Annotated in this window: 22 protein-coding genes and 1 other annotated feature; of the genes, 4 read left to right on the plus strand and 18 right to left on the minus strand. The window is 31.4% G+C overall.

Annotated features, from left to right (window positions below; all coding sequences use genetic code 11):
* Nucleotides 1-130: 130 nt before the first annotated feature.
* Both RSD37_RS08535 and RSD37_RS08540 read left to right on the plus strand, forming a co-directional pair.
* Nucleotides 131-1,147, plus strand: a complete 1,017-nt coding sequence (locus tag RSD37_RS08535) for an IS1595 family transposase (protein WP_346946302.1) — start codon at nucleotides 131-133, stop codon at nucleotides 1,145-1,147.
* Between the two features lie 105 nt (nucleotides 1,148-1,252).
* The gene (locus RSD37_RS08540; protein WP_346946402.1) at nucleotides 1,253-1,675 is read left to right on the plus strand and encodes an HIT family protein; all 423 of its coding nucleotides are present in this window, start codon (nucleotides 1,253-1,255) and stop codon (nucleotides 1,673-1,675) included.
* 194 nt (nucleotides 1,676-1,869) lie between these two features.
* Here the strand turns inward: RSD37_RS08540 and asnS are convergent, their stop codons facing one another.
* Nucleotides 1,870-3,264, minus strand: coding sequence for an asparagine--tRNA ligase (gene asnS / locus RSD37_RS08545; protein WP_346946403.1), 1,395 nt, complete (start codon nucleotides 3,262-3,264; stop codon nucleotides 1,870-1,872).
* 293 nt (nucleotides 3,265-3,557) lie between these two features.
* Nucleotides 3,558-3,802: a binding site (T-box leader), on the minus strand.
* 310 nt (nucleotides 3,803-4,112) lie between these two features.
* Between asnS and RSD37_RS08550 the strand changes: the two genes are divergently transcribed.
* Complete coding sequence (locus RSD37_RS08550) at nucleotides 4,113-4,595, plus strand: DUF1648 domain-containing protein (protein WP_346946303.1); 483 nt, start codon at nucleotides 4,113-4,115, stop codon at nucleotides 4,593-4,595.
* 207 nt (nucleotides 4,596-4,802) lie between these two features.
* Here RSD37_RS08550 and RSD37_RS08555 read toward each other — a convergent pair whose 3' ends face one another.
* The 15 genes from RSD37_RS08555 to RSD37_RS08625 all read right to left on the minus strand — a co-directional run bounded on the left by RSD37_RS08555 (nucleotide 4,803) and on the right by RSD37_RS08625 (nucleotide 22,593).
* Nucleotides 4,803-5,237: an N-acetyltransferase gene (locus tag RSD37_RS08555; RefSeq protein WP_346946304.1), complete on the minus strand. Its 435-nt coding sequence runs from the start codon at nucleotides 5,235-5,237 to the stop codon at nucleotides 4,803-4,805.
* A 260-nt stretch (nucleotides 5,238-5,497) separates the two neighbouring features.
* A complete protein-coding gene (locus tag RSD37_RS08560; protein WP_346946305.1) occupies nucleotides 5,498-6,067 on the minus strand; it encodes an HD domain-containing protein in 570 nt (189 codons plus the stop codon).
* A 442-nt stretch (nucleotides 6,068-6,509) separates the two neighbouring features.
* Nucleotides 6,510-8,237, minus strand: a complete 1,728-nt coding sequence (locus tag RSD37_RS08565) for an FAD-binding oxidoreductase (RefSeq protein ID WP_346946306.1) — start codon at nucleotides 8,235-8,237, stop codon at nucleotides 6,510-6,512.
* Between the two features lie 106 nt (nucleotides 8,238-8,343).
* Nucleotides 8,344-9,900, minus strand: coding sequence for an FGGY-family carbohydrate kinase (locus RSD37_RS08570; RefSeq protein ID WP_346946307.1), 1,557 nt, complete (start codon nucleotides 9,898-9,900; stop codon nucleotides 8,344-8,346).
* Nucleotides 9,901-9,902: 2 nt separating this feature from the next.
* On the minus strand, nucleotides 9,903-10,274 hold the full coding sequence (locus tag RSD37_RS08575) for a DUF1667 domain-containing protein (protein ID WP_346946308.1): 372 nt from the start codon (nucleotides 10,272-10,274) through the stop codon (nucleotides 9,903-9,905).
* Nucleotides 10,275-10,419: 145 nt separating this feature from the next.
* Nucleotides 10,420-11,769, minus strand: coding sequence for an FAD-dependent oxidoreductase (locus RSD37_RS08580; RefSeq protein WP_346946309.1), 1,350 nt, complete (start codon nucleotides 11,767-11,769; stop codon nucleotides 10,420-10,422).
* Nucleotides 11,750-13,516: an FAD-dependent oxidoreductase gene (locus tag RSD37_RS08585; protein WP_346946310.1), complete on the minus strand. Its 1,767-nt coding sequence runs from the start codon at nucleotides 13,514-13,516 to the stop codon at nucleotides 11,750-11,752. The genes RSD37_RS08580 and RSD37_RS08585 overlap by 20 nt, the downstream gene beginning before the upstream one ends.
* A gap of 299 nt (nucleotides 13,517-13,815) precedes the next feature.
* Nucleotides 13,816-14,964 carry a DHHW family protein gene (locus tag RSD37_RS08590; protein WP_346946311.1) on the minus strand — a complete coding sequence of 383 codons (1,149 nt, stop codon included), beginning with the start codon at nucleotides 14,962-14,964 and terminating at the stop codon, nucleotides 13,816-13,818.
* Between the two features lie 15 nt (nucleotides 14,965-14,979).
* Nucleotides 14,980-16,386 carry an MBOAT family O-acyltransferase gene (locus RSD37_RS08595; protein WP_346946312.1) on the minus strand — a complete coding sequence of 469 codons (1,407 nt, stop codon included), beginning with the start codon at nucleotides 16,384-16,386 and terminating at the stop codon, nucleotides 14,980-14,982.
* A 28-nt stretch (nucleotides 16,387-16,414) separates the two neighbouring features.
* Nucleotides 16,415-16,891 carry a DUF4358 domain-containing protein gene (locus tag RSD37_RS08600; RefSeq protein WP_346946313.1) on the minus strand — a complete coding sequence of 159 codons (477 nt, stop codon included), beginning with the start codon at nucleotides 16,889-16,891 and terminating at the stop codon, nucleotides 16,415-16,417.
* Between the two features lie 15 nt (nucleotides 16,892-16,906).
* Complete coding sequence (locus RSD37_RS08605; RefSeq protein WP_346946314.1) at nucleotides 16,907-17,686, minus strand: GDSL-type esterase/lipase family protein; 780 nt, start codon at nucleotides 17,684-17,686, stop codon at nucleotides 16,907-16,909.
* Nucleotides 17,687-17,939: 253 nt separating this feature from the next.
* The gene (locus tag RSD37_RS08610; protein WP_346946315.1) at nucleotides 17,940-18,467 is read right to left on the minus strand and encodes a QueT transporter family protein; all 528 of its coding nucleotides are present in this window, start codon (nucleotides 18,465-18,467) and stop codon (nucleotides 17,940-17,942) included.
* Nucleotides 18,468-19,330: 863 nt separating this feature from the next.
* A complete protein-coding gene (locus RSD37_RS08615) occupies nucleotides 19,331-19,777 on the minus strand; it encodes a hypothetical protein (RefSeq protein ID WP_346946316.1) in 447 nt (148 codons plus the stop codon).
* 218 nt (nucleotides 19,778-19,995) lie between these two features.
* Complete coding sequence (locus tag RSD37_RS08620) at nucleotides 19,996-20,838, minus strand: YjjW family glycine radical enzyme activase (protein ID WP_346946317.1); 843 nt, start codon at nucleotides 20,836-20,838, stop codon at nucleotides 19,996-19,998.
* Between the two features lie 255 nt (nucleotides 20,839-21,093).
* Complete coding sequence (locus RSD37_RS08625; RefSeq protein ID WP_346946318.1) at nucleotides 21,094-22,593, minus strand: YjjI family glycine radical enzyme; 1,500 nt, start codon at nucleotides 22,591-22,593, stop codon at nucleotides 21,094-21,096.
* Between the two features lie 524 nt (nucleotides 22,594-23,117).
* On the opposite strand from RSD37_RS08625, the gene RSD37_RS08630 reads away from it, so the two are divergent.
* Nucleotides 23,118-23,612 carry a metallophosphoesterase family protein gene (locus tag RSD37_RS08630; RefSeq protein ID WP_346946319.1) on the plus strand — a complete coding sequence of 165 codons (495 nt, stop codon included), beginning with the start codon at nucleotides 23,118-23,120 and terminating at the stop codon, nucleotides 23,610-23,612.
* Nucleotides 23,613-23,802: 190 nt separating this feature from the next.
* Here the strand turns inward: RSD37_RS08630 and RSD37_RS08635 are convergent, their stop codons facing one another.
* Together RSD37_RS08635 and RSD37_RS08640 are read right to left on the minus strand one after the other, a co-directional pair.
* The gene (locus RSD37_RS08635; RefSeq protein WP_346946320.1) at nucleotides 23,803-24,783 is read right to left on the minus strand and encodes a biotin--[acetyl-CoA-carboxylase] ligase; all 981 of its coding nucleotides are present in this window, start codon (nucleotides 24,781-24,783) and stop codon (nucleotides 23,803-23,805) included.
* A gap of 30 nt (nucleotides 24,784-24,813) precedes the next feature.
* Nucleotides 24,814-25,479, minus strand: coding sequence for an HDIG domain-containing metalloprotein (locus tag RSD37_RS08640; protein WP_346946321.1), 666 nt, complete (start codon nucleotides 25,477-25,479; stop codon nucleotides 24,814-24,816).
* Nucleotides 25,480-25,505 lie beyond the last annotated feature (26 nt).

Here is a 25,505-nt window from a genome sequence, read left to right on the forward strand (position 1 = left end):
TTATATAGGTATATTTTGAAAAAGAAGACTTGCCAACTTTTACTTGACTCAAACAAATAGTGGTTGATATGTAATACTTTTCTGAAAATAGGTTATAATATAGGTATAATCAATTTTCGGAGGTATTATCATGAACAATGTAACGTCAGTATTAGCACAAGCAAAAGCCTTGTCAAAACAAGAACAACAAGAACTGTTAACTCAATTAGAAGAATACCTTGTTTTAGGTTCTCAAGTTGCACAAGTAACTAAGGAAGTTAAAGAAATGAGATTTTCTAAAGGGAGAGTTTGTTGTTATTGTGAAGGTACTAATGTTGTTAGAAATGGTAAAAGGAATGGTGTACAAAGATACCTTTGTCGTAATTGCAATCATAGTTTCTCCGATTTAACCAATTCTGCCACTTATAGAAGTAAGAAAACATTAGATAAATGGCTTAGATACGCGAAATGTATGTTAAATGGCTATTCTATAAGAAAATCTGCCGAAGAAGTAGAAATTAGTATTGCAACTTCATTCTTTTGGAGACACAAAATACTTAATTGTATAAGTGAATTTCTTGGTGTAGGTTCTGTTGAAGGTGTAGTAGAAGCAGATGAAGTTTTCTTTGCTTACTCATACAAAGGAACTAAAACTGCAAATATGCCAAGACCTTCTCTTAAAAGAGGAAAACAAGTTAAAAAGAGAGGTATTTCCAAGGAGCAAGTATGTGTTGGTACTGCTCTTGATAGACAAGGCAATATAATAATTGAATTGTTATGTACAGGCAGAGTTACCGCTAATGAATTAGAACGTCTATATGGTAATCGTATAGGAGAAGACTCTATTCTTTGCACAGACTCTCATAAGTCATATATACAATTTGCTACGGGTATGTCATTAGACCATAAGAGAATTAAAAGAGGTAGGCATAAAGAGGATATATACCATATAAATAGCCTACATTCTAATTTAAAGAAGTGGATGGCAAAATTTAACGGTGTGGCTCCAAAATATCTTAGCAACTATATGAAATGGCATAAGTGGATAAACTCATTTAGCACTGAAAAAGACATAGTAAGAACCAAAAACTTGATAGTCCATAGTAATATTGCCCATAGTTATACTATGGTTAAGGAATTTAAAACAAGAGTACCAATATTTGTTTAAATTAGGTTTTATTTGTATAAATACTGGAATTATAATCACTAAATTATGTATAATACTAATATAAAGTTTTGAACAATTGTATCATAATACGAAAGTTTAAGAATAATTAAGGAGGTAACTATGGATTGTATATTTTGTAAAATTGTAAAAGGTGACTTACCATCTAACTTAGTATATGAGAATGATTTAATTATGTGTTTCTTAACTATAGAGCCAATAAATGAAGGTCATGTACTTATAATTCCTAAAAGCCACTATTTAGATACTGATGAAATTCCAACTGAGGTAGTAACGTCTATGATGGTATTATCTAAAAGAATTGTTAAGGTAATTAAAGAAAAGTATTCTCCTGATGGCTATAGTGTAATGCAAAATGGTGGAGAATTTAATGATATTGGACATTACCATATGCATGTTTTTCCAAGATATAAGGGAGACGGATTTGGGTGGACACTTAGTGATAAAAAACATAATTTTTCACAAGAGATTGCCAAAGAATTAAAAATAATGCTTGATAAAGAAATTTAAAACAAAAGTGGACAAGATAACTATCTTCCACTTTTATACTATCTATTATCAACCTTGGTTTAAAACAGAGCTTAAATTTAAAGAAGTCAACACGTCGAATCTTTTACGCTTACGTCTCAAAATGAGACAGCCCTCTTTTATATGCAAAACAAAAGTGGGTTCCGAAGAACCCTTGATAATATTATATTTATATCTTAGAACTCCGCAGTTCCAGTAGTTCTTGGGAATGGTATTACGTCTCTGATGTTGCTCATTCCAGTTACGTACATTATCATTCTTTCAAATCCTAGACCAAATCCAGCGTGTTTAGTACCACCGAATTTTCTTAGTTCTAGGTACCACCAGTAATCTTCTGGGCTTAATCCTAATTCTTTTATTCTATCTACAAGAATATCATGTCTTTCTTCTCTTTGACTTCCTCCGATGATTTCACCGATTCCAGGAACTAATAAGTCCATAGCTGCTACAGTTTTGTTATCATCGTTCATTCTCATATAGAAAGCTTTAATTTCTTTTGGATAGTCAGTTACGAAAACTGGTCTTTTAAATACTTCTTCTGTAAGATATCTTTCGTGCTCTGTTTGAAGGTCACAACCCCATGATACTGGATATTGGAACTCTTTATCAGCTTTTAAAAGTATATCTACAGCTTCTGTATAAGTTACACGACCAAAGTCTGAAGATGCTACATGGTTTAATCTTTCAAGTAATCCCTTATCTATAAAGCTGTTGAAAAACTCCATTTCTTCTGGAGCATTTTCAAGTACATAGTTTATGATATATTTTATCATATCTTCTGCAAGTTGCATGTCATCCTTAAGGTCTGCAAAGGCTATCTCTGGCTCTACCATCCAGAATTCAGCTGCATGTCTTCCAGTGTTTGAGTTTTCCGCTCTAAAAGTTGGTCCAAAAGTATATACATTTCTAAATGCAAGAGCATAAGCTTCTGCTGCAAGCTGACCACTTACTGTAAGGTTTGTTTCCTTACCAAAGAAGTCTTTCTTGTAATCTATTTTCTTATCCTCAGTCATTGGAATGCTTTCTAAATCCATAGTTGTAACTTTGAACATTTCACCTGCACCTTCACAGTCACTTCCTGTGATGATTGGAGTATGAGTGTAAACAAATCCTCTTTCGTTGTAGAAGCTATGAATAGCAAATGCAACTAGAGAACGCACTCTAAATACTGCTGAGAAAGCGTTACTTCTTGGTCTTAAATGTGCTATTGTTCTTAAATATTCAAAGGTATGTCTTTTCTTTTGAAGTGGATAATCATTACTTGACTCACCTTCTACTGTAATTTTTGTAGCTTTAATTTCAAAAGGTTGCTTACTTTCTGGAGTTAATACAAGCTTTCCTTCTACTATGATTGATGAACTAATGCTTAACTTCTCTATTTCTTTGAAGTTATCAAGGCCATCCTCAAATACTACTTGAACGTTTTTAAAGAAACTACCATCATTAATTTCTATAAACCCAAAAGCTTTAGAACTTCTTAAAGTTCTAATCCATCCTGAAATGCAAATATCTTGATTTGCAAACTTTTCACTCTCTCTGTAAAGACTTTTTACTAAAACTGTTTCCATAATAAAATCCTCCTTTTATAAATTTATATAAGCTTCACATTTCTTCGTTAGCTTCAGTCACTGCGGTGTTAATTTATGTTTAATAAACTCCACTCCTCGTTCCTTCCCTACCTTGAACTGTTCGCTTCTATAAATTTATTATTTTTAATATTGATGTTTCTTCTTTATATTTTTCATAAGGTTATATAAAGTGGAGAAACTTAACTTACTTGAATATAATACTTATTTAATTATTGCCTCTTGAGGTAATTAAATTCTATTTTTAGGCAATAAAAAAACCTTTCCTTCCCTAAAAAAACAGGGACGAAAGGATACATTCCGCGGTACCACCCAAATTATCATAATGATCAACTCAACAAGTACAAAGATTGCTCTTGATACTCTGCCCTTCTAACGGCGGGATTCCGTCTAAGCCTACTCTCCACAGATTTCAGTTAGCAACTCCGAGATGTTCTTCAATAAGAGCTTCATATTGGTCTTCCACCGTTACCAACTCGCTTTAATTACTTCTCATATCTACTCTTCTCATCTTAGTCTTTAATTAATTTTTTATATTATCAACTAGTATTTTCAATTTTATATTAATTATTCAAAACACTTGTTATTTATTATTATATGTTTATGATTTTAGAATGTCAACCATATAAAATAACTTTTTTCTGTAATTCTAACCTCTCCAAGTTTATTGTAAAATATGTTAAAATACACTTATATATTCCACAAAATAACTCGCTATAAAAAGCAATTTATAAAAAGTACTTATTTCTATATTAAATTACTATACTAATAACATAAACATTCTAAATCACTTTAACATTAAGCTTATTATATATTTGATAGGAGGTTGTCTAATGAAAGAAACAGTTCCTTTCACTAAATTCCAAAAGCTACTTGAAGCTTTAACCTTAATTGTTTTACTAGGCTCAATACTATACTTAATAATTTTCTGGAGTTCTATTCCTGATACTTTACCCTCTCATTATAATGCCATGGGTGTTGCTGACAACTGGAGTGGGAAAAGCTCACTGCTTGTAATTCCTATAATTTCAACACTTTTATATTTAGGCCTTACAGGTGTATTATTTGTCCCTTCTATATGGAATACTCCAGTGGAAGTCACCGAAAAAAACCGTAATTTTGTCTATGAAAATATAAGAACCATGATAGGGCTTATGAAACTAATCGCAGTGAGTGATTTTACTTATATAACAATATGTTCAGCAACCCAAAGCTCATTAAGTAACTTATTTCTACCTATAGTCTTAATTTCTACCTTTGGTGCTATAGCTATATTTATCACTAGAATAATTGAAGGAAATAAAAAATTAAAATAAGGCTTAATCTAAAGTAGACCCTATGTAAAGGACATTTTAAAAAAGCCTAGGCAACTATTAGATAGCACTAAAATTTCCTCGTTGAAAAACAATTTCTTACTCATGGCTTTCACGACCTTTCTAATTTTATTGTACAAAAAAGAACCTATATGAATAGACTTTTTATAGTATCTACTCTATAGGTTCCATTTTATATTTTATTATATATTAAACTGTTTTTTTACCAAAAGACATAGTATACTCCATCTCTTTTGTATCCCCGTGAATGCGTTCATCTATAACTATAAAATCGTTTTTATGATAGAAGTTTACTGCATTTTTGTTTTTTGTAAAGACATCTAATATGAGATATGGATACCTAGATTTACAATGATCTATCAATTTCTGTCCTATCCCGTTCTTTTGATACTCTTTTTTCACAAAAAGTCCTGCTATATAATTCTGTTCTACCACTCCTATAAAACCTTTTATAAGATTACTTTCTTCATATACATAAATATCAGCAGATGGCAACATTTGTTTCACTATATGAAAATTTCCAATCCAGTATTCTTTCGGTGTAAAACTGTGAGCACTCATGTTAGTTTCAAGCCAAATTTCCATTACATCATCTAATTTACTTACATCAAATTTTTTAATCATTCTATTCTCCTTCATTTTTCAAAATATTAAAAGTAGGAGTAGAATACACTCATGAAGTTCACCCTTTCTATTGCTTTTCTAATAATATACTTTATACTATTAGAAAACGCTATTAAATTATACAAATAGTTTTATTATAAAAAATCATATTATTCCTTCCATATTCACACTTAATTGTAATACGTTTGCCATAACTTGCGCTACTAATCAAAATTAACATCTTTACTTGCGAGGTAGTCCCTGTTATTTATTCTAAATAACTAAGCTTCATTCTCTTGAGCTATTTTTTCTGTGGTTCTTTGGTCTATTTCTTTCTTCAGCTCTTTTAAATAAGGAGAGAATTCCACCTTATCCGCACCATAAGTAAACTGTAAGTCATATTCTAGCGGAATCCAAGTACTAATATCCGCCTCGTTATGCTGAATCACTGCTTCTAAATTATCTAATGCTTTGTAAAGCTTTGCTTCATCAGTCTTACGTTCATTCATTTCCTTTAAAAGCTCTGTGAATTCCTCACGATAATGAGTAGGGAAAGTTGCAATCCATTGGAAAAATATCTCATCCTCTTTTTCACTATCTTCTTCTCTCTTCTCAAAAGTAGGAATATCACCAGTAAAAGCTTCCCCTAAATCATGAATCAAACACATACGAATTACCTTGTCCATATCAATCTCTGGAAATTCATCACGCATTAATAATGCCATTAATGCAATACGCCAGCTATGTTCTGCTACACTTTCATGGCGTCCGCTCGATGTCCATCCGTGTCTAGTATTACATTTTAGTTTTTCTGCTACTGTTAATATTTCTAGAAATGTTGCTGTATTCATACGAAGTTCCCCCTCACAAATTCATATTTAGGCATCTGAAAATAAATAATAAGTCAAAGATGTGAAGGATATTTTGAGTTAGACAAGGAAGTAGGTTCCGCAGATAGTAGAACTATCTAAGGGTTCTGCTGACGACGTATCACTCAAAATAGCCTAAGAGATTGACTTATTTATTTTTTGAAGATGCCTTATCTATATCATAGCTAAAATATCTTTACCTCGCATTATATAACAACTACGATTCAAATCAATTTCTTTTATCAACATTGTAACATATGGAATGTTGAAAGTGGACTTAAATATTATTCATAGCAAAGCTATTTGCAGGGTTCTTGAATTTACTTAGGCTATATTAATGGTTAATCAGTAATATAAGTCCACTTTCGACACTAGTTTAGAACATATTTAATTTTGAGATAGTTCCTTTTGTTTTGGCTAGATTTTAATATTTTCTAACTCTTCTTTCTTCCTCTGTTGAATCAAGAGCTAGAGTTCCACCTGGATTCATAATATTATTAGGGTCAAAGTGTCTTTTAAGAGTTTTAAATACATCCATCTGATTCTTTCCAATCTGGTCTTCTAGCCATGGTGCTGTCATCTTCCCTATACCATGGTGATGACTCATAGCTGCCCCATATTTTTGAATGTTGTCTAATATCCCATATTGATAATCTAAATACTCATCAATTTCATTCATCTTAGCTATGAATATGAAATAAAGGTTAGCTCCCTGAGGGTACACATGGGACATGTGGGTCATACATATGGTGTTAGGCCTACTTTTACAAAACTTTCTTACCCCTTCATGAACTTCCTTCATGGTATCCCAAGTTACGGAGCATTCTAATGTATCTATCATAAGTCCATAATCCTGCAAATCTTCTCTCATATATGGATCTCTAAAACGTCCATGCTCCCATTTAGTAGTTACATATCCCGTAGAATACATAGCTCCATATTTCTTGCATATTTTATGAACTTTTTTCTTAACTACTTTAGTAAAATCACTTTCCCCATCAGTAAAGCCTAAAAATAAGCATCTTTCACCTGGTTTATATCCCCTTAAGGTCATGATTTTATCTATTACAGTTCCTTCAACACCGTAAAGTTTAAGTGCTACATCTGTCTCTTCTGGGTCAGATAGTCTAAATACGGATGGAAAACCAAATTGCCCCTGCATGATTTCTCTAGCGGCATTCATACCATCTTCCCAAGTTTTAAATATATAACTAAATTTTCTTTGATTCTCTGGCATATGTCTAAAAATTTTCAAGGTAGCTGACACTAAAACTCCATAGGCACCTTCACTACCCATCATTATTTCATCAATGGATGGACCTGTTGCAGCAGCTGCATACTCTTCAGTTTTAATAGTGCCTATAGGCGTTACATATTCCTGGCAAATAACCATATCCTCTATCTTTCCAAAGTAAGTTGAATTTTGACCTGCTCCTCTAGTTACAACCCATCCACCTACAACTGAGTATTCAAAGGATTGTGGAAAATGTCCACAGGTATATGCTCTTTTGGCATTGAAAAGTTTTGGTGCATTGTTTAAGGTATCTTCTAGCTTTGGACCAGACATTCCCGCTTCAACGGTAATAGTTTGATTTATTTCATTGAACTTAATTACCTTATTCATGTGAACTCTCATATCTAAGGAAACTCCTCTTTTCATACATTCTGTTCCCCTAGTTACTGAAGAACCTCCGCCATAAATATAAACTGGTATCTTTTCTTCATTACAATACTTAACTATTTCTTGTATATCCTCCTTATGTCTAGGATGTATTACTAAATCAGGAATATTCTCTACGATGCCCTCTCTAAGTCTCATTAAATCCATCATAGTTTTTCCATAGGCAATTTGAAGTCTTGAATACTCATCAGTTTTTACATTTTCTTCTCCAACTATAGCTTTAAATACATCAACTTGCTCCTTAGTTAAAGTTATAGGTTTATTATAAGAAACTTTATCCAGACCTTGCTTTTGAGGATTCTTAAAATCTTCATCAGTCATATTAAAAGTTTCCTTCATAAGAGTATATAATCTTTTATTAGGGTGCTTAAACTCCTTTGGATCTCCCCACTTTAGAATAGACCTATAAGACCCTTGCGGTGGTGCTTCCTCACACCATTTTGGTGTGAATTCATTATTATTTTTACTCATCTTTCTCCCCCTAAACCCTATTTTTTATAATCTATGCTTTTTATTTGAAACCGTTGAACAGCGATAATATGAAGTCATACTCAACATCATTTTAAACATAGGTATTCTATATATCTGGATAATTAGTTATGCCTTGTATTTGTGAATATAGCCTTCCTAGCCTTGAATATATTTTTTTGTATACCTTATTAAATAAATCATCATAGATTTTTGCATTGTCTTTCCTTGGATAAAACACCTGGCTATAATGAACCATTTTTTCTATAGCTTCTTCATAGGTTTTATATACTCCCAAACCTATAAATCCTATTATAGCTGCCCCTAATCCCGAGGTTTCATAGGTGATGCTCTTATAAACTGGCCTATTGAACATATCTGAAGTTATTTGGCAAATCACATCACTTTGTGACCCTCCTCCAGAAACCATAATCTTTTTCACTTTTACCTTTGAACATTTTTCAATCTTTTTTACTCCATCTATAAGTGCATAATTAATTCCTTCTATTATTGCTCTATAAATGTGTGCCCTTGTATGCACATCTCCAAAACCAATAATAGCACCCTTGGCCTTAGGCATCTTTAGTCCTGGTCCCCAATAAGGCTGAAGCATTAATCCTTGAGACCCTGGTGGAACTTCATCTAAAATTTCATTTAATAAGACTTCAGGACTAACTCCCATTTCTTCAGCTTTTATGGATTCCCTCATTCCGAATTCCCTTTTAAACCAACTAATCATCCAATATCCTCTAAATATCTCTAGTTCTGGATTGTAACATCCTTCTATACAAGCTGGATATGCTGGCATAAACTTAATAGGCTCAAAATAAAAGTTAGATGTCGTCTGAACTGTGGCTGTGGTTCCAAAGCTTAAATTGGCAGATTCTAAATTTATACAACCAGTACCTATGGTCTCGCAGCCCTTATCTGAACCTGAGGCTATCACAGGTAGATCTTCCATAATTCCAGTGTATTCTGATGCACTTTTGGTAACGCCTCCAATTATCTTTCCCGGCTCAATTAGCTCTGGAAGTTTCTCTCTTTCAACGCCAAAGACTTCCCATCTGTAATCATTATTGTTTTTAGGCCAACATTTATTTTTATAATCAAAAGGAATATGTGCTATTTGTGAAGCAATTGAATCTACTAATTTACCTGTAAGTCTATAATTTAAAAATCCTGATAGTAATAAATATTTATAAGTATTCTCCCATATGTCAGGCTCATTTTCCTTTATCCAATTAGACTTAACTTTTCTCCTTGAAATTTCTATTGCCTTATTCATTCCCACTGCTGTAAACATAAGCCTGTACTTCTTACTTATAAGCTTCTCACACTTTGCCATTCTTTGATCTAGCCAAATTATAGCAGGCCTTAGAACCTTTCCATTCTTATCTATGTTAATTCCTGTATCCCTTTGGGTGGTAACTGTAACCCCTTTGATTTTTTCCCAGTTATCAAGATTTCTGCTCTTCAATGTTTTGCAAACTTTACACAAACCATTCCACCAAATCTCAGGGTCTTGCTCTGCCCATCCTGGAGATGTTGAAAAGTATGGTTCAAATTCTTCCTTTTCTTTTCCTATTAAATTTCCTTCTTTATCAAAAATTAAAGCCCTTATACTTTGGGTTCCACAATCTATAGATAATACATATCCTTCATCCATAGCTATTTTCCCTCCTGCAGCAGATGCTTTAGATCATTTGTTGCAATAAGATTTATCTTCATATTCAAGAAATTTTCTACTATAATTTCTCCACATGTCACTGGGTGCTTAATTACTATTTGAGATAAAGCCTTCATGGCATTGATAACTTCCTTTGCAGGTATATCTCCATCGGTTCTCACAGATAATCTAGGAATATCCTTATAAATAGTTTTAACCGTGGAACATACACTCCTCATGGGATTCTTCATTTCATTAATGGCAAAATCTTTTCCCTTTTCGCACAAATTTCCTTCAATTACCAACTCTTCTCCCTTATTATCTACAGTCAATTCACAACCATTAGGACATACTATACAAGTAAGAGTTCTCATAACTCTCCCCCTTTTCAACCTAATTCATATATAATATATTACACTCCATCTCTTGTTGCTTTATACCAATTATATTGTCTTAGTTATTCTCCACTTTTGGTTTTAAAGGTATGTGTCCTATTACTATTAATTCCTTCCCCATGTATTAATTATCTATTATTAACTTAAGAACCTCTTCAGTGTCTTTATTAAAATCTAAATCTTCTATATTAAATTCTATTCGCTCCATTTCTGGTGGTTTTAAGTTTGAATAGGTTTTTCTAAATAATATTGTATTTTTATAACTTAGCTTTACTTTCACATTTTTCCTAACCTCTTTACTTCTAAAATATAAGGTTATTTTTTCATTCCTTGATAGATAATTTATTTTCTGTGGAACCACATATAAAAAATCTTTACTTGAAGCATTTATGGTAATGAACCCTACTTCTTCCTCTGATTTAACATAGGTCGCAGCGTTTTCACCTGCATATTTTCCACTTTCAGATACATAATCTACTAGGTCATTAACATGAAGGGCATTACCACAGGAAAACACCCCTGATATGCTAGTCATAAAGTTTTGATCTACCACTGGCCCCTTAGTATTTTTATCTATTTCAACTCCTAAAGTTTCTGCAATCTCATTTTCTGGAATAAGACCTACTGATAAAATAAGACCATCACATTCTACAATTTCCTCTGTGCCCTTTATTGGTATCATTTTTTCATCAACCTTTGAAATCTCCACAGCTTCAACCCTATACTGTCCAATAATCTTGGTTACAGTATGGGATAGATGAAGGGGGATGGAAAAGTCATCTAAACATTGAGATATATTTCTACTAAGTCCAGAAGGTGTAGGCTTTGCTTCATATACTCCAACTACCTTTGAGCCCTCTAAGGTAAGTCTTCTAGCCATAATAAGTCCAATATCTCCACTACCTAAGATTACACAGTTTTTACAAGGTAAATAGCCTAAAATATTAACAATGTATTGAGCTGTTCCAGCAGTATATACTCCCACAGGTCTTTCTCCATTAATAAATACCTGTCTTGAGGTTCTTTCTCTACACCCATTAGCTAGTACTAACGATTTAGCTAAAACATGAAATACTCCATTTTCTTCATTTACCAAGGTTATTTTAAATATTTTTTTTGTGCTATCTCTATTATTTTTGCTACTTGTCATTGTGCTGCTCTCTGTATTTTCACCATTATCTATGGCATCTATTTTCTCTACTTTAACCACAAAGGTTTTTGTATATACAGGTATGTTTTTTTCTTCTACTTCTTTTATATATTTATAGGCATACTCTGGACCGCTGAGCTTCTCTTTGAAATTAATCAATCCAAAGCCATCATGAATACATTGTTTAAGTATTCCTCCAAGCCTTTCCTCTCTCTCTACTATAAGAGTATTAGCTCCCTTTTCATAAGCTCCTAACCCAGCTGCAAGTCCTGCTGGTCCACCACCTAATATCACCACATCATAGTTACCTTGAAACTCCTTCACATTCCTCACCTCCCTTTCCATCCTTATCATTATTCATATATATTTCCTGGGACTCACCAACTATAATATTAGAGTCTTTACCTTTCTTCGTCACATCACTAAGTTTTATTTCAGCTTCTTCAGAGATTATCTTCATGATTAAAGGCATACAGAATCCACCTTGACATCTTCCCATACCTGGTCTAATTCTTCTCTTTATTCCATCTATTGTCCTTGCAGGTATTGGCGAGTTTATGGCATCTATAATTTCACCTTTGCTTATCTCTTCACATCTGCAAATAATAGTACCGTAATCTGGCCTTATTTTTATAAGTTTACTTCTCTCCTCTAAGCTCATGTTACTTAGATTTGGTATACCTATTCTATTAGGATTCCAATGTGGATTTCTTTTTACTTCCATTACATTTGAAAGTACTCTACAAGCTATACTTTCAACTTCTTCTGCAATGGCAGGAGCAGCTGCAATTCCTGGGGACTGGATACCTGCTACATGAATTAGATTCTTAACATATTCTGATTGTTCTATAATAAAATCCTCTTCATATGTAGCTGCCCTAATTCCTGAAAAATAAGTAATAACATCTCCGTAGGATAATTTAGAAACTAAAGGTAAATGCCTATTTAAAATATGATCTATTTTATCTTTATCTGTAGAATAATCTTCCCTAAAGGGTTGTTCATAGGCATCTGGACCTACTAACAAGTTCCCATCTATAGTTTTAACTATTCCTCCACCCTTAGTGTTTTTACTGGCAGAATTTAAGATTGGCTTTGCTACAACTCCATTTAACAAGGAACATTTCTTCTTGTCCAAGATTATAATTTGTCCCTTCCTTGGATGAATTGAAAAAAATTGATCCCCTGCCATATTTGCTATACAATCTGAAAAAACACCTGCTGCATTTATAACCATCTTAGGATATATTTTCCCACGATTAGTTTTCACACATACAATTTTGTCTTTTTCTCTTTCTATTTCTGTTACTATAGTATTAAAATTAAATTCAGCACCATTTTCTACTGCATTTTCACCATAGGCAAAAGTAATCTTATAGGGAGATATAATTCCTGTAGTGTCAAAGTGTACTGCTCCAAATCCCACATCACTTACATTGGGTTCTAACTTTCTTACATCTTCCTGAGATAATAAAGTCACCCCCTTAACTCCTACCTTATTAGCTCTTGCCATAATAAAGGGCTTACCTAGCCTCATCCATTTATTACTCAACAGCACAGTAGAACCACACCTAGTAAATTCCACATTAAGCTCCTTTGAAATCTTTGAATACATTTCATTACCACGAACATTAAATATAGATCTTTTACTTCCTGGTTTAGGTTCAATCCCTGGATGAACCATACCATCATTTCTTGATGAGGTATGCATACATAAATCTTCTTCTTTTTCTACTAGAAGTATAGAAACATTCCACTTTGATAGCTCCCTTGCTATAGATGACCCTATAATTCCCCCTCCTATTATTAACACATCTATTCTTTTACCCTCTAAGGCATCATCTACTAGTATAGGTTTACTAGCATCAGGTATCTCCAAACCCTTAACCGTTATCCTATTTACAACACCTTTATAACCTTTGTTTCTTGCCAATTTCCCAGCAGTTATTACTTCACTCCAACGTTCAACTTGTCCCTCTAGTATTATTGAATTACGCCACTCACTGCAGTTAATTTCCTTCTGCAAGGTTTTTCTAATTGATTTTTCAATTCCCTTCAAGTCTCTTCCCATATTAAACACCTTCTATTGGAATATTCAACATATGAAAGTATGGTTTTTATCCTCCATATGTTATTAATTATATTATGTTGAAATTATGTTAATTATGATAATAAGGATATTATAATGACCAGTCTGTACAATTTTTTTATTAAAGTTATGATTTAATAAAAAAGTAGCCACAAAAATGATTTATTAATCATCTTTGCGGCTACTTATATTGTATTATACATATGTTTTAGTTGATTGTTGAAATTGAACTTCAATATTATCTGAAAGTAATACCATTTACAGAGTTCTAATACACGAATTTATTCCATGTTTAAGTTTAATATAGAGTCATCTTCATTAAAAGTATTTACATTATACAAAAATAGTATATCTGTTATTTCTTTTGATTTAATTAATTTCTCTATATCATCCATGTAATATCTTAAATCCACCACATCTATTTCTCCATAGTGAGAAGTTAAAAATGGTAGCATACTATTTGCATAAGAATCCTTAATTACTAATAGCTTCTTACTTGGATCTCCCAAGGACTTAATATTAATATGTGGATGGTTCCCACCAGTAAACACCTCATATTTATCCTTTTTATCTAAGCTTTCACTATTATATAAGGTTGGAGTCTTCTTTTGTTCATTTACATAACTTACTATTAACTCACCATTTTCCTTGGGAAAATATATACTTATTGAATCTGGCTTTCCTTTCATACTTCCTATTTTGGAACTTAAACTTCCATAAAAATTATTTGTAACCTTCTCTATAGAAAATTCTTCCTCGCTTTTTGTTTCTAATGATAATTCCCTACACATTTCTTTATAAGCAATATATGCCCCTTCACTAGTCCAATGATGATCGGTTCTGTAATATAAATATTTGTCCTTATTACTACTTAATGCATCATAGGTATTTATAAACTTAACACTTGGAGATAAGCTACTATTTACATCATTAATATATTTTAGCTGATCATCTACTGGTGCATACTTTGGTAGCTTTTCTTCTAATATCTTTGTTGCTGTTGGCACTAACATAAAAGAAGTTTTTATATTTTCATGTCTAGAAACAAACTCATTAATAGCTGAGATTTTACCATTAGTTTCTTCTTCTGACCTTCTCTCAAAATCCTCTATTAATTGATGATCTTTTCCTATAAAAACCTCATTACTTTCAGTTTTCCCTTCCAAGGAATCTATATTAGACTTAAGATTCACGAAAAAATTTCTTCCTGGAAACTGATCAGATATATAGCTCTCATAATTTTTCACATAATCTCCACTAATAAGATTAGAAAATGAAAATTCAGGCTTACCACTTAAATTTCTATTCTCTTGTTCTGAAAAACTTTCATCCTTTTTAAATAAATTAATTAAAGATACTATTGATATAAAAAGAAGAAATACTACAGTTATCAATGATTTATATATTTTATTATTATCCTTTTTTTTCACTTAAATCACCTCTCCCTAGAACCTAAAGTATAGGAAAGGATTATAACTTTCACTAACTAGATAAGCTGTAGAAATAATTAAAATTAACATATGTATTCCAATAACTGCTATTAGTCCATTGAACTCAAGCTTTCCCTTTAATCTTTTTATTAAATTTCTAATTAAAGGTGTGGCACATACAATCCCAAGTATTAAAATTATTAAATTGGTTTTTAATGTATACTTAGCCATATTATCAATAAAAGAATTCTCACCAATTCCAAACATGACTTTTATATATGATATTGCGTTGCTAAGTTTTTCTATATCAAAGAATACCCAACTAATAATTATTAAAACTATTGTATATATGCGAGAAATAAATCCAGGTACCTTTTCAAGAATCTTACCTAAGAACAGCTTCTCTATAAATATTAACATTCCAAAATACAATCCCCATACTACAAAATTCCAACTTGCTCCATGCCATAAGCCTGTGGCAAACCATACAATAAGTAAGTTTCTAAACTGTACTGCAAGTCCTTTTCTATTTCCTCCAAGGGGAATATAAATATAATCTTTAAACCATGATCCTAAGGAAATATGCCATCTTCGCCAAAACTCAGTGATACTTTTAGATATATAAGGATACTTAAAATTCTCAAGAAAATCAAAGCCCATCATCTTGCCTAAACCAATTGCCATATCTGAATATCCACTAAAATCAAAATATATTTGTAATGTAAAAGCAATTATACCTAGCCATGCAGATAGTACAGATATTTCTCCTATTGGTAGCCCCTTGATTTCTGTCCATATTAAGCCTAGATTATTAGCTATGAGTACCTTTTTACCTACTCCTGCAATAAATCTTTCTACGCCTTCTCCAAATTTATTTATAGATTCCTTTCTATTGTTTAACTGTTCCTCTACATCACTGTACTGAACAATAGGACCTGCAACTAACTGTGGAAACATTGCAATATATGCTCCAAAGTTAATGATATTTTTTTGTGCTCTAACCTTTCCCATATACACATCCGCTATATAGGATATGAGCTGGAAGGTATAAAATGATATCCCTAATGGCAATGGTAATGTCCTTATTTGCAGGCTTGTTCCTAGAATACTATTAATATTATCTATAAAAAACCCATAATACTTAAAGAAAAATAATATGCTTAAATTTAGCACAATTACTGTGATAAATATAAATTTTTTCTTCTCTTTATCCTTGCTACTAGCCTCTATCATAAGTCCACCTATATAATCAATTACTATGGACCCCATCATTAAGAAAATATATATAGGCTCTCCCCAAGCATAGAAACCTAAACTCATAGCAAGTATAACTAAATTTCTAATATTTTTAGGTGATACATAGTAAATAATTAATGTAATTGGCAAAAACCCGAATAAAAATATTAAACTGCTGAAAACCACGTAAATCACTCCAATTAAAGTATAATTTCTATTTAAAATTCCTATCTATGGCTGCTTTTATATCTCTCGACTCCCTTGAAATGATTAATATTAAGTATTGTCCCTTTGTCTCTAATACTCGGTGATTTATTATTTCATACTCTTCTGGTCTATAACTTTTAAAGCTGCTTGATTGTTTTTCAATTCTTCCTTGAACCTTAGTTTTAAGTCCTTCTAAATCCTTTTCTGACTTTGCTTTTAAAATAAGAATTTCATTAGCATCCATATTTGTTTTAGGTGCATACAAAATAAAGTTTTCTATATCATTTTTATTTATGTAGTATAGATTCTTTAACTTCAGTGCATCTCCTTTATTCATCCTAGTAATATCAGCTGTTTGTACTATACTTTGCTCAATATCATCCATGCTAGCTTCTTTAATCTCTAGAACTTTATACAGTGCTACAAATACAATTAATATTATTGCTGCTAATATACAATATTCTCTCTTGTAACTTTCCTTCATTTTTCTACTCCCTACCTATTGCTTTCCCATGGATTTTTGTAAATATGCTAACCATTTTAAGTAGAAATCATATTTAAAGTGTATGCCATCGCCTTCGTATAACTGATTATTCCCTGCTACTAATACATCAATATCTACATAGTTAACGCCAGTTTCTACACTAACTTCATGTGCTAACTTCCTAAACTCTATTAAATTCCCATTAGTAAGCCTATTATTAGTAGTTACTGCCTTATCGTTAACTGGCAGAGGTGCTTGTATATATATATTCGCCTTTGGTAACTTAGATTTAATTTCATTTATAAGATTAACATAACTCTCCTTAAACTGTTTCGGTCCTCTACCCTGATCTGGATTATCAAACTCTATAACATCATTCATTCCATATAAAAGCACTATATTTTTAGGTCTTAGAGCTACTACTGTGTCAACATTCTTCTTAGCCTTAATTACAGTGTCTCCCTTCCCCGATATCACATTATACTTATTCACCAGTTCCATATCTATAAGACCTTCAGTAATTGAATCTCCCATAAAAACAGTATTTTCAAAGAATTTTTCAAAGTTCATATTACCATCATCAACAATTACTACCGGTGCATGATGTAACTCCACCGTTTCCTCTACTACTGACAAATCCATTTGTTCTAGCTGAGTTAAATGATTCCTTCCTAGGCTAATTTCATCCTCTTCTCTAACTCTACCTTTACTACTATCTATTATTCCTATTCCAACTATGATTATCACCATAGCCATAATTACACAACTTCCAATTGCCAAACTCTTTTTCCTCATCTTAATATCCTCTTGCTCTTATTTTTACTATTACTTATATATTTTAATACACTTATTTCTACATTAGGTTACAAAATCCTTACGTTTTTAATAAATATATTATTAAATAAAATTTCTCTAAAAAAATGGACCTAAGTATGCAATAATCACACACCTAAGTCCTTAATTTAACCAATTAAGTTTCAATTTATTCCATTGTTAACTTCATCTAATTTATTTTAGTACAAATTATTACTATTTAAATTTAATTTAGTTAATCTATTTTTAATTTGTCCATCAAGTTTCTATTTCCAAAAATCATTCTAAACACCAATACGCCTATGATTGAAACCACTACTAACTCCCCTATTCCAACTTGTAAAACAGAAAGCCAGAACGGAAGATTTAATACATAATAAAGTTCAGCGCCAACTAATAGAGCATTTACTATAGTTGCCCATATGGAGCTTATAAAAAGTATTTTTGTAGTACTTAGATTGCTTTTTTTAGTTAAAAAATCTTTAGTTTTCCAAATTAGCATTAATGCAATTAGTGTTGCTAATGTTCCTATAACTACATCTACCAGTCCCATTGGACTTAGTAAAAAGTTTGATATCGCACATCCTAAAGTTAATGCAGGAATATATAATGGGTCAATAAATGCTAGAAGTACCATTACCTCCGATAATCTAAACTGTATGCTTCCAAAGGAAATTGGTGCAAGTACGGCAGTAACAGCCACATAAACTCCTGCTATAAGTGCCATTTTTAATAATCTTTTAGTATTTTTGCTAGTGTTCATAAATATAATGCCCTCCTCATTTTTCCATAGCTCACGCTCTTCGCATTTCACAGTATTTATATAGCATTTCTCTAATATTTAGCTATATACTAAATAACTCTTGGTTATAGCGTAATATTATCCTCTATAAACCATAGCTAATAACTATATAAATCTACTGATAAAATAATGAATCTAGTTATGTCACCTTACTAGCCATACACCTGACTTTTACTCAGCATCTCATTTTTCTCCATCACAAGGATGTCCATACTTCCTCACTACTTCATATAATTAGTATTATAAAAAGAACCTACTAATTATATACTATAAGAGTCTATGGATTCTCCGAAAAAATAAAGACCGCCATAAAAAATGACAGCCTTGTAATCTTTGTATATAAAGTAAAGCCCTTATAACCAATTGGTAAAATTGGAAACTAACCCTCATATTAATTCAGCAGAATCTCATTCTCTATATGTTCAAATGAGTATCTTTCAATAACTAAATTAGAATTAAAAGTGTTAGTTAAGCTTGAATAGATAAATCAAAGATTTACATTCTTACTTAAGGGTTTAATTAAAAGATTTCAATGCCGTAGTTTTATTTAAAGACAGGAGGCTTACGAACTGTCTCGTTTAATTTTAACATTGTTATTATATATTATCCATTGTTGATTTTCAAGGGTTGATTTATTTTTGTAAAACTTTATTGTATAACAAAAATCTAAGAAACCCAAAGGCCTCTTAGATTTTTTATTTCTATCTTATTAAAAAAGTGTATTATTTTTATTACACCCTTATATTCTCATATTTTATTAATGGAACCCCTTTTCTCTAAGTTTATAGGGTAACTTCAACTGACTAAATCATAAATTTAAAGTGTCAGCTAACTCTCCTCCTTATTTCTTCAATACAAGCTTTAGAAGCGTCCATTATTGGTATTAGTTTTCCTTTTTTATCTTCTTTAATTTTATTAATGCTTTTATTTAAGTCACTGTATTTTCTTTCTATCAGCCTTTTTGTTATTTCAGGATATTCCTTTAATAAATCGATATCCTCATCTTTGATATTATCATACATAACCATATCATCAATGGCATCTGCTACCCTATTAAAAATAGTTATCTTAACTAAGGTTGGTGCTCCATCATTTGCACGATCAAATTTCTTCTTCCTCACAAACCATGGTTCTGGAATGTCTTTTTCAAGGTTATCAGCTTCACTTTCAAAAATAACAAGGTTCTTAATGCATTCTCTTTGCTCGATTATATCGAAATGTCCCAAATATTCAGTTTTTTTAGCCTTTTTTATTATTGTATTAAAGTCCATAAACCCACATCCTTTCATTATATATAATTCTATGCCCTTATACATATTCCTTCTTTATTATATACATTATTTCTTCTTTAAATACCAATGGTAGTTAATTATATGAATTAAACAAAAGCTATGACTAAAATATCTATTAAAATATTAAATTATAGAAGCTATGACTAAAATCTCTATTAAAATATTAAGTTATAGCTTCTATAATTTATTCTAAAGTTCTAAACAATAATTACATTTTTACAGCCGTTAGCCTTTACTATAGCTTCAAGCTCCTTCATATAGTCAGTTGTAGGAACTGTAGTATCTAACAAATTCTTTCTAACCCCCATTGGTCTGTACTTAATAAGTTTATATTTAATTTCAGGGTTTATACTAGCAATAAGCTTACTTCCCTCATCTACAGTGCACTTATTATCAAGAACTCCTGGAACTACCACTGTTCTAATCTCATATATCTTATCCACTTTACCCAGTTGTTTTATATTTTCTATAACTATTTCATTTGAAATACCTGTAAGCATCTTATTTTCTTCTGATTTAAAAGCCTTTAGATCAATCATGGTTTTGTCTGTTACTTCTAAAAGTTCTTCATCCTTGTATAATTCCATAGATCCATTGGTATCTATAAAAGTAGTAAGTCCTAGCCTTTTAACCTCTCTAAATAATTCTATTAAGAAGTCCCTTTGAAGTGTACACTCTCCCCCTGAAACCGTTATTCCAGAGATAAAGTATTTTACCTTTTCAACCTTCTTAATTAGCTCACTAGCTGTTATCTTGGTTATTTTAGGACTACTATTCTTTTTACAAGTAGCGACGCAAGAATCACAGTTTACACATTTATCAATATCATACTCTACTATTCCATCTTTCATTTGTAGAGCTCCAAACTCACAGGCAGGAACACACTCACCACAATTAACACATCTATTTATAGTTTCCGGATTATGGCAGTAAAGGCAGTTATAGTTACACCCTTGAAGGAATATTGCCATTCTATTACCTTCTCCATCTACATTACTAAAAGGTATTATCTTATTAATAAATCCTATAGTTTCCTTCATATTTTCCACTCCCATCTTTCAACTTTAGTTTACCAATTTTCAACTTAAAGTTGATTATAGTACCACACTCAAATAATGTTAATTCAATTTCAACATTGGTCTGAAAAACAGCCTTAACATTACTCTAATACTTTTACATAAGACATAAGCCACCCTAATACTACATGCACCGGTTGATGTTGTATTAGAGCGGCTATAAGCCTCCATGGGTTAATCCCACGTTTTATAATTATACCTAGTCTTATTTAATGTAATCTATTTGTTGGTTTCTCTTAGCTTTCTTTCAAGTATTCTAGAGTTTTTAACAGATCCATATCCAAGGGCTACCGTATCTTGAAGTACTTGTTCTCCTCTGTCTAAAGCTTCAATATCAGAGCGCTTTACAAGGTATCCTGTAATTCTTATAACGTCACAATCATCACAGTATAATGAGAAATATCTCATATTAAGTGCAAAAGCACCCTTTATTATATCTAAGATTGATTTTGGATTGTTTTTAGCCATTTCATCAAACTTAAATATATCACCTATTCCTGATGGGAAGTATTTATGGAATACAGCACTTTGTATTAAGTGATCTTGTATTTCTGGCTCTTCTCCTATTGGAATTCTACATCCTGGACTTGATCCAAAGTCAGTTTCGATCCCAACTTGAGAGTGAAGTAAGAATTTATTATCTGCAACTTCACAGTACTCATTTACATGGTCATTAACTATATCATACATAGTGCTGATGATAGTTTCTCCAAGTTCATTAGCTCTTTCACTATGTCCAAATCTATCCTTTTCTTCTGTGGCTCCTAGTAGTGTATTTACACACTCTGCAAGACCAACTAGTCCAAACATTGCTGTAAATCTATCTCTAGATATTAATCCTTCTCTTACAAGAAAGCTTGATTCAAAGAAGTTACTTTCTTCTACTATAAATTTGATTCTCTTATCCATATAGTCTATAGTTGCTTCCATTGCATCTGGTAATACCTTCTCAAAGAAGTGCTCTTGATTATAAGCCATATCTGCAAGCTTCGAAAGTACCATTCTAACTAAAGTGTAGCTTCCTCCACCTATATTAAGTCCATTATAACAGCTAGCTATTCCATACTTTTCTCCTAGTTCTGCACTAAACATTTCATGATTTGCAAAGCTTGGCTTAGCACAAGAAAGTCCAGTTTTAATTGCTTCAATAGCAAAGTCATCACTAGTATCCTTAGAATATTTTAAAGTTATATTTGGTGTAGCATTTTGAAGTTCCCTCTCTACTTCTAAAATTATTCTTCCAGCTTTAGTATCCACTGGTCCAATATTCGCATGGCAGAAAGAATCTGTTATTGTTCTATCTATGTGTTTAAGGAAGAATTTTATTGCCTTATAGGCTTCCTTTTCATCTTCTATATATGGTTCTAAAAGAGTATCGATATTTCCTATATATACTGGGAATGATGTAATTGATGGTACATGCTTATATAATATAAGTAAGTTATTTACCGCATCCCATATATCAGTTGGAGGAGTTAATTTTAAAAACTCACTTCCATTTTTCATAAACAGATCATAATCTGGTACAATATATCTTGGTCTATACGGTGCCTCACCTTCATAAAGGTCACATATAACCCCTGCATTTTGATACATCTTAGTTTTATCTGATTTATTTAAAACATCTAAACTATTTTCTGATTCTCTAGCTAAGTTTATTACCTTCATTTCATAGGTTAATGTCTTGTTTTTAATAATATCCATAACATTATTTTTCATATGAATCACTCCTACTTCGTATTAATCTCAATTAAATATTATTATGTAAATATTTTGTCCACACTTATATTAATGCATACTTTTCATTTTATATATTTCTTCAAAAATTAACTAAGCATATGTTTAGAATATTTATAATTTCTTTGCAATAGCTTATCTTTATTACATTATACATCATGTTACCCCTTTTTTCTACTGGTAATTAATAATTATTATTGATTAAATTAAATATTATTAATTTTTATTAACAACATAACAATATAGTTAAATTAATAATTTAAAATTTCCTTCATTATGATATCTATCCATTAACTTATAAACCATTTAATAATAAATCACTTAATTCTTCTCTGACAATTTCATTTTATTAGCATATAATAAATGTTGAGTAGAAAATTTTTATACTATATATTATGCTTATAACCCTCTAAACTATTAATATTTAATTAATATAAATACTACCTATAAAACAATAACATTATGTTTAAATCATAGAATAAAACTTTAGTAAAGGAGGTAATCAAATGAAAATCGGTATTATTTCAGATACTCATCTGAATAAACATTATTCAAAACTAAAGAATATTTTAGATGATAAACTCAAAGATGTAGATTTAATAATTCATGCAGGAGATTATACTTCTAAGGAAGTTATCTCAATTATTAAAGAACGCTCTGAATTTATTGGAGTTTATGGAAATAATGATAAAGCTTCACTAAGAAGCCTCGTACAAGAAAAACATATCTTAACCTTAGAGGGCTATAAAATTGGAGTTTGCCACGGGGATGGCTCTAAGAAACAAACCCTAGATAACGTAGTTGAAACCTTCAAAGACCATAAATTAGATATTATTATCTACGGTCATAGTCATCAGCCTTGTATTTTTACTAAAGGTAAAACCATGTTCTTAAATCCTGGTTCTTCTACTAACAAAAGACGTGAATCTTGGTTTTCTTATATTATTTTAGAACTAAATAAAGATTGTCCTATTTCCGCATCCATGAACTTTTTTAAATAAAAAGCTTTGAAATCACCTCCCAATGGTTACAATAAATTCAATTACTCTAATTAGAAAAAGAGCTATCCAAAAGCAGAAATTCAATTTCTATTTTTGGATGCTCTTTTTTAAGGTTAGTTTTAGCTTTAATAAATAGCTATATTTCAATAAATTGTTGAAATTGATATGAATATTATCCGAGGCAATAAATCTATATGTACCCGTAAATCCCTCTTACAGATACCTCTCCTGACAATACTTTATGAATAGTATCATCTTCATACTTTACAATTAACTCGCCATCATCATCAATATCTATTGCTATACACTTAGTTTCCTTAGAACCATTTATTACCTTGACTTCTTTATTCAAAAGCACAGAGCCATTTCTACAAATCTCTATTACCTTTTCAATATTTCCACTAGTTTTAAAGTCCTCATAAAATACTTCTAAATTATTAAGTATTCCAGCAAGGAGTAATTTTCTATCCACTTTTCTTCCTAGATAATTTTTAAGCGATGTTGCCTTTTCCCATAGTTCTTGTGGGAACTCTTCCATATTTACATTTATCCCAATTCCCATTATTACATAATTTACTCTTTCTATTTCTGCATTCATCTCTGTTAGTATGCCACATACTTTCTTACCATCTATGACAATGTCATTAGGCCACTTTATCCCTGCCTGAATCCCCATATCATTTAAAGCTTTATATACTGCTGCTGCTCCTATTAATGTAGTTTTAGGGGCTAGTACTGGTGATATATCAGGAGTTAACACTACGGACATCCATATACCTGTAGACTTTGGAGAAATCCACGCTCTTCCAAGACGACCTTTACCACTGGTTTGTTCCTCTGACGCTACAACTAGTCCTTCCACTAAATTGTTTCCACATTCTTTTCTACACTGTATATTGGTAGAATCAATAGTATCATAGTGAATAAAGGTTCTTCCAATATATTTTGTACTGAGCAAGCTTTCAACTTCCTCAGGAATAATAAGATCAGGTCCACACACTAATTTATACCCCTTATTTGGTACTGATTCTATTTCATATCCTAATTCCTTGAGATTTTTAATATGCTTCCATATTCCAGCTCTCGTAATTCCAATCTCTTCGCTAATTCGTTCTCCCGAAATATATTCTTCATCACTATTTTTAAGTATATTTAATATCTTTTTTTTCATGAAAATCTTACCTTTCAAGCTTTTCCTATTTTACTTTTCTGGCATATTATATTGTTTTGCCATTCTTTCCCTTTGCTTAATATAATTGTTACATCTTTCAAGAAAAATTTCAATATTTCCTTCTTCTTTTTTTATATCTTCTTCACTCTTAGGTCCTCTTCCAAGTCTATCGCAAATGCCAAGTAATCCTATATCTTCTATACATCCACTTTTTACAACCAAATTAAAATCTGCAAATTCATTATTTTTTATAATAAAAAGTATCTGCATATGTAATCTTACTAATTTTAAAACATAATTGTAAAACTCCTGGTCTTTATCTAGGTTTAAGTAAGTTAGGAACTCCTGTGCCATTTTTTCTCCTACCTTATCATGGTCATAGGATGTAATCCATCCCCTTCTAATCCTTGTTGTTGTAAGCTTTCCAATATCATGTAGAAGTGCAGCCCACATAAATCCTTTTGGATTTTTACTTTGACTTCTTCTCTTAGCAGCCTCATCAACAACCATCATAGTATGCATCCACACATCTCCCTCTGGATGATACTTAGGATTCTGTTCTATTTCTTTTAACTTTAAAATTTTATCATAAGGGTGTTCATTAGGATAAGAATTTGTTTTAACTAGATTATTGAAATATATAGATGGCTTAGAGTCTTCTATTAAATGCTTATTAAATTCTTCAAAGTAATTCATATTTCTTCCCCTTTCAAACTTAAGAT

This window comes from Clostridium sp. (assembly GCF_036646415.1).
Classification (GTDB): Bacteria; Bacillota; Clostridia; order Clostridiales; family Clostridiaceae; genus Clostridium_J.

Coding starts and splice junctions, on each gene's coding strand:
- RSD37_RS08610 (WP_346946315.1), bottom strand. CDS start 18,467: ATGAACACTAGCAAAAATACTAAAAGATTATTAAAAATGGCACTTATA.
- RSD37_RS08600 (WP_346946313.1), bottom strand. CDS start 16,891: ATGAAGGAAAGTTACAAGAGAGAATATTGTATATTAGCAGCAATAATA.
- RSD37_RS08605 (WP_346946314.1), bottom strand. CDS start 17,686: ATGAGGAAAAAGAGTTTGGCAATTGGAAGTTGTGTAATTATGGCTATG.
- RSD37_RS08535 (WP_346946302.1), top strand. CDS start 131: ATGAACAATGTAACGTCAGTATTAGCACAAGCAAAAGCCTTGTCAAAA.
- RSD37_RS08560 (WP_346946305.1), bottom strand. CDS start 6,067: ATGAATACAGCAACATTTCTAGAAATATTAACAGTAGCAGAAAAACTA.
- RSD37_RS08620 (WP_346946317.1), bottom strand. CDS start 20,838: ATGAAGGAAACTATAGGATTTATTAATAAGATAATACCTTTTAGTAAT.
- RSD37_RS08625 (WP_346946318.1), bottom strand. CDS start 22,593: ATGAAAAATAATGTTATGGATATTATTAAAAACAAGACATTAACCTAT.
- RSD37_RS08570 (WP_346946307.1), bottom strand. CDS start 9,900: ATGGATGAAGGATATGTATTATCTATAGATTGTGGAACCCAAAGTATA.
- RSD37_RS08555 (WP_346946304.1), bottom strand. CDS start 5,237: ATGATTAAAAAATTTGATGTAAGTAAATTAGATGATGTAATGGAAATT.
- RSD37_RS08565 (WP_346946306.1), bottom strand. CDS start 8,237: ATGAGTAAAAATAATAATGAATTCACACCAAAATGGTGTGAGGAAGCA.
- RSD37_RS08615 (WP_346946316.1), bottom strand. CDS start 19,777: ATGGACTTTAATACAATAATAAAAAAGGCTAAAAAAACTGAATATTTG.
- RSD37_RS08575 (WP_346946308.1), bottom strand. CDS start 10,274: ATGAGAACTCTTACTTGTATAGTATGTCCTAATGGTTGTGAATTGACT.
- RSD37_RS08585 (WP_346946310.1), bottom strand. CDS start 13,516: ATGGGAAGAGACTTGAAGGGAATTGAAAAATCAATTAGAAAAACCTTG.
- RSD37_RS08630 (WP_346946319.1), top strand. CDS start 23,118: ATGAAAATCGGTATTATTTCAGATACTCATCTGAATAAACATTATTCA.
- RSD37_RS08550 (WP_346946303.1), top strand. CDS start 4,113: ATGAAAGAAACAGTTCCTTTCACTAAATTCCAAAAGCTACTTGAAGCT.
- RSD37_RS08635 (WP_346946320.1), bottom strand. CDS start 24,783: ATGAAAAAAAAGATATTAAATATACTTAAAAATAGTGATGAAGAATAT.
- RSD37_RS08640 (WP_346946321.1), bottom strand. CDS start 25,479: ATGAATTACTTTGAAGAATTTAATAAGCATTTAATAGAAGACTCTAAG.